Here is a 4,032-nt window from a genome sequence, read left to right as displayed (position 1 = left end):
GTTCACTCTTGCCGACGACGAGCACGTACGGCACTTTTTCCAGCTCGGCTTCGCGGATTTTATAGCCCAGCTTCTCGTTTTTGGCACTGACCTCAACCCGGATGCCCTCTTTCGCAAGCGACTGCTTAACCTGATAAGCATAATCCAGATCGTGCTCGGAAACCGGGACGACTTTGGCCTGGACCGGTGCCAGCCACAGCGGAAAAGCTCCCGAGTAATGCTCCGTCAGAATGCCGATGAAACGGTCGATGGAGCCGTAGACGGCGCGGTGAATGATGACCGGGCGATGCTTCTGGTTGTATTCACCGACATAGCTGAGACCAAACTTCTCCGGCATTTGAAAATCGAGCTGGATCGTCCCGCACTGCCAGCTGCGCTTCAGGGCATCGAGAATATGAAAATCGATTTTCGGACCGTAGAAAGCTCCGTCCCCCTCGTTCAGGCGGTATTCGATCCCCCGCGCTCCAGCACGCTGCGCAGCGACTGCTCGGCCTGCTCCCACAGCTCATCCGAACCCATGGAATCCTCCGGCCGCGTCGACAGTTCGATCCGGTAAGAGAAGCCGAATATGCCGTACATATAGTCGATCAGGTCGATGACGCCGGCGATCTCCTCCTCGATTTGGTCAGGTCTGACAAAGAGGTGTGCGTCATCCTGGCAAAACGTCCGCACACGCATCATGCCGCTCAGCGCGCCCGAATATTCGTGGCGGTGAACCTGTCCGAACTCGGCCAGCCGGATCGGCAGCTCGCGGTAGGAGCGAAGGCCGCTTTTGAAAATCAGCATATGCCCCGGGCAGTTCATCGGCTTCAACGCATATTCCGTCTCGTCCACCTGGGTAAAATACATGTTGTCCTTGTAGTGATCCCAGTGCCCGGATTCCTCCCACATCCGCTTGTTCATCATAAGCGGGGTGCGGACCTCTTCATATCCTCTAGCGGCGTTCAGCTCACGCTCCAGCTTCTCCAGCTCATTGCGGATGATCATGCCTTTAGGGAGGTAAAACGGCATGCCCGGCGCTTCTTCTGAAAACAGGAACAATCCCTGTTCCTTGCCCAGCTTGCGATGGTCGCGCTTCTTCGCTTCCTCGAGCATGTGAAGATGCTCGTCAAGCTGCGCCTTCTTGGGGAAGGCGGTGCCGTAAATCCGTTGCAGCATCTTGTTGTCCGAGTTTCCGCGCCAATAGGCTCCGGCCACGCTCAGCAGCTTGAACGCTTTGATTTTGCCCGTGGAAGGAAGGTGCGGTCCTCGGCACAGGTCCACGAACTCTCCCTGCTCGTAAATCGAAATTTCGGCGTCCTCGGGCAGGTCCCGGATAAGCTCAAGCTTCAGCGGCTCCTGCAGCTGCGCGAACNGGTCCAGCGCTTCCTTCCGGCTGACCGCCTTCCATTGAAACTGATGACAGGCAGATGAACCTCCTACTATAAGCCATAAAATCGGGTCTTATCCGGTACGTCGCTCGAATATTCCGTTTTGATCTCGTTGCGGTAGGAGCGTTCGATTTTACGCACATAGGAAAGGCGCCGGATATTTTTAGCTACTTCCTCGGCCCGGTCCGCATTCACGTACATGACGACATAGTGCATCCGGCGAGATATATAGTGAACGGTCCCGTACTTCTCCAAATTCCGCGCTGCCTTGATATCGCTAACCCAAATGATATACCCCGTCCGTTCTGCAAACATGATTTTCCCACCTCACTTATACTGGCTCTCTATATTTTACCCGCCGCAGGAGCATTTGCCCCCGCCGCCGCATCCTTTAAGATGCGAATCGTTGCCCGGCACCTTGATCGTTTCCGATACGGAATAAGCGATCATTTCGGACATTTGGTGCAGCATGTCATCCAAGTTCTGCTCAGCCAGCTTGAAGCGTCTCACTTCCTCGAACTGCTCCAGCTGCTTCTCCACGGCGTTGACCTCATCCTTTGCGCTGTGGTAATTCGGATGGAAATGGCCGAAACGCTGGGTCTCTTCGAAAAGCTCCTTCTTCTTCGCCAGAAGCCGGACAAGCTCCTGTACGGCCGGATTGCTGCCAACCTGCTGCTTCCAATATAAATAATCGGACACCTCAACCGACTGATTGATCATATCGCCTAATTCATAGGCGTTCATCAGCACGGCTGCCATGTCGACCGTGTTGATCTCCGATACGCTCATGAACTTCATCTCAATTCTATAAGAATGTTCTCCTCCGTCTGGAGTAGACTCTTTTATCATATCATAACCTTTGGCCCATAAGAAGAGGTTTGAACGCACTTCCTGCGGATACCCTCAGGTGAAAGAAGGCACAATCAGCCGGATTTGCTCCCAATCCCCCAGCGAGAGCAGAGCCCCGTCCTCATAACCGTCCCGTTCCGGATCGAAGAGAGTTCCTTCCACCGCCCACGGGTGGCTCCGAATCGTCCTGGGGATGAACTCCAAACGGCTGCCCCCGCGGGATATGAGCACCTTGGTCTGCCATTCCAAGGCTTGTTCCATAATGTGCTGGGCCGTCGTTCCGTGATAGTTCCGGAAATCCTGGGTCCACATTTTCGGAACCTGCCCGTAGCCCGGGAACAGGGACTCCGGCTTCGGAATGTCGGAATCCGGCTCGAAATACTGGATATTCCGGCCGCTGTACACCAGACCGCCGGCGGCGGAAAGCCCGGTTTGGCGGAACTTTTCTTCATCGATCCGCTGCCCCGCCAGATCCGGTGTGGAGTCATGGATCAGCGGATATGTGGAAACGGTCCGGCCGGGTTCAGTGATCGCCTTTAAGGGCGAGAGCCCTGACGAATCCAGGATTTTCCGCACTTCCGGCACCGCGCCGCTGTTCACGAGAAAATGCTTCGGACCGATCCTCTGCAAATGACCCTTCAGTTTCGGGTGCGCTTCGATCCGATTGCCGTCTTCTTCAGCCGAACACGACAGCAGCATGGCTTCCTCAAAGCGGGTCCGGCCGATTTCCCGGCCCCACTGCTCCAAAGCCAGCCTTACGTTCTCCGGGACGCCGCCGCCCGAGAAGTTGTCCAGCAGCTGCGTCATTTCGGCCGCGCTCATGCCGTTCTCCACCGCCCGGGCCGTGCTGCTGCGGGTCAAACGGTATATCGACATCCGTTCGCTCTGTACCCGCTCCGAGCAGGCAAGCAGCTTCCATCGGATCCGGTACGGCACATCCGGTGGAACGATGACGTCAAAATCCGGCTGAACATAGAAGCGCCCCTCTCCCGCCATCTCCCGATCTTCGCCGCCCGAAACCAGAACGAAGGCCGGATCTATGGCCCACCGGAAACAGCAGCGTCCGCTGCCGTCCTCACCGGTATCGCCCCAGCCAAACCCCGCCATCGCCGTCATCCATGCCCGGACCCCCGCTTCCGAAACGGACCGGGTGAGCAGAACCTCCTGCTCCATCCAATCCAGCATATTCGTCATATCGTACCAGACGCCTGGTTGGAAAGAAGGATGGCAAAGAAGGTAGCGGAAATGCTGCAGTGCCGGGCTGTTTATGCCGTATCGGTCCAACACCGCCGGGAGCAGTACCCGGTTCATCTCCTGTTCAGACAGGTTCAGCCACTCGCCGAGCCGCTCCTCTTCCAGCACAATCCCCTGGCTTTCTTTCACCGCAAGGCCGAGGCACATCATTATATCGAGCAGCACCGCGGCCACAAGCGGATAGGTTTCAGCATGCGCGTATTGGAGCTGCAGTGTTTCAAGGTCGGAATCTTTCAGGTGCACGGCTTCCAGCAGCTTCTGGATATTTTTCTTATGTACCGTTCCTTTCGCCGTTAAGGGAGCCCGTGCTCGGCCGCAGCCGCAAGCGCATGCAGCAGATCCAAGGCGAGGCCCGGCTTTGCTTCGCTGATCCGATGCACATTTGAATCCGGGACAACCTCTGCTTCGGGGGTGAAAAACTGCCGATACAATAGACCCAGGCTTTCCAAAGGAATGTAGTAGAGCTTTCTCCCCAAGCCTTTTTCACCGCCTGGATCAGGCCGGCTCGTCTCAAGCGGATAAAGGACAGCTCAAGCTCCGCACCACTTCGGCCGCTGCT

At 56.5% G+C, this 4,032-nt stretch carries 4 protein-coding genes and 1 pseudogene; all 5 read right to left on the bottom strand.

Features of this window, described 5'->3' with window-relative positions; genetic code table 11:
• Positions 1 to 1,386, bottom strand: a pseudogene (thrS, locus tag CPT76_RS23080) (threonine--tRNA ligase); the annotation flags it as partial.
• Between the two features lie 35 nt (positions 1,387 to 1,421).
• Positions 1,422 to 1,685, bottom strand: a complete 264-nt coding sequence (locus CPT76_RS23075) for a YlbG family protein (RefSeq protein ID WP_094598855.1) — start codon at positions 1,683 to 1,685, stop codon at positions 1,422 to 1,424.
• A gap of 36 nt (positions 1,686 to 1,721) precedes the next feature.
• Positions 1,722 to 2,159 carry a YlbF/YmcA family competence regulator gene (locus CPT76_RS23070; RefSeq protein ID WP_105444724.1) on the bottom strand — a complete coding sequence of 146 codons (438 nt, stop codon included), beginning with the start codon at positions 2,157 to 2,159 and terminating at the stop codon, positions 1,722 to 1,724.
• Between the two features lie 114 nt (positions 2,160 to 2,273).
• The gene (locus CPT76_RS23065) at positions 2,274 to 3,716 is read right to left on the bottom strand and encodes a helicase-associated domain-containing protein (RefSeq protein ID WP_105444584.1); all 1,443 of its coding nucleotides are present in this window, start codon (positions 3,714 to 3,716) and stop codon (positions 2,274 to 2,276) included.
• Positions 3,717 to 3,766: 50 nt separating this feature from the next.
• The gene (locus CPT76_RS23060) at positions 3,767 to 3,949 is read right to left on the bottom strand and encodes a hypothetical protein (RefSeq protein ID WP_105444583.1); all 183 of its coding nucleotides are present in this window, start codon (positions 3,947 to 3,949) and stop codon (positions 3,767 to 3,769) included.
• Between the last annotated feature and the right edge of the window lie 83 nt (positions 3,950 to 4,032).

It is taken from the genome of Paenibacillus sp. AR247 (assembly GCF_002968895.1).
GTDB classification, from domain to species: Bacteria; Bacillota; Bacilli; order Paenibacillales; family Paenibacillaceae; genus Paenibacillus_AQ; species Paenibacillus_AQ favisporus.
This window is presented reverse-complemented; position numbering and strand designations above follow the sequence as displayed.

Coding starts and splice junctions, on each gene's coding strand:
- CPT76_RS23070 (WP_105444724.1), bottom strand. CDS start 2,159: ATGAGCGTATCGGAGATCAACACGGTCGACATGGCAGCCGTGCTGATG.
- CPT76_RS23075 (WP_094598855.1), bottom strand. CDS start 1,685: ATGTTTGCAGAACGGACGGGGTATATCATTTGGGTTAGCGATATCAAG.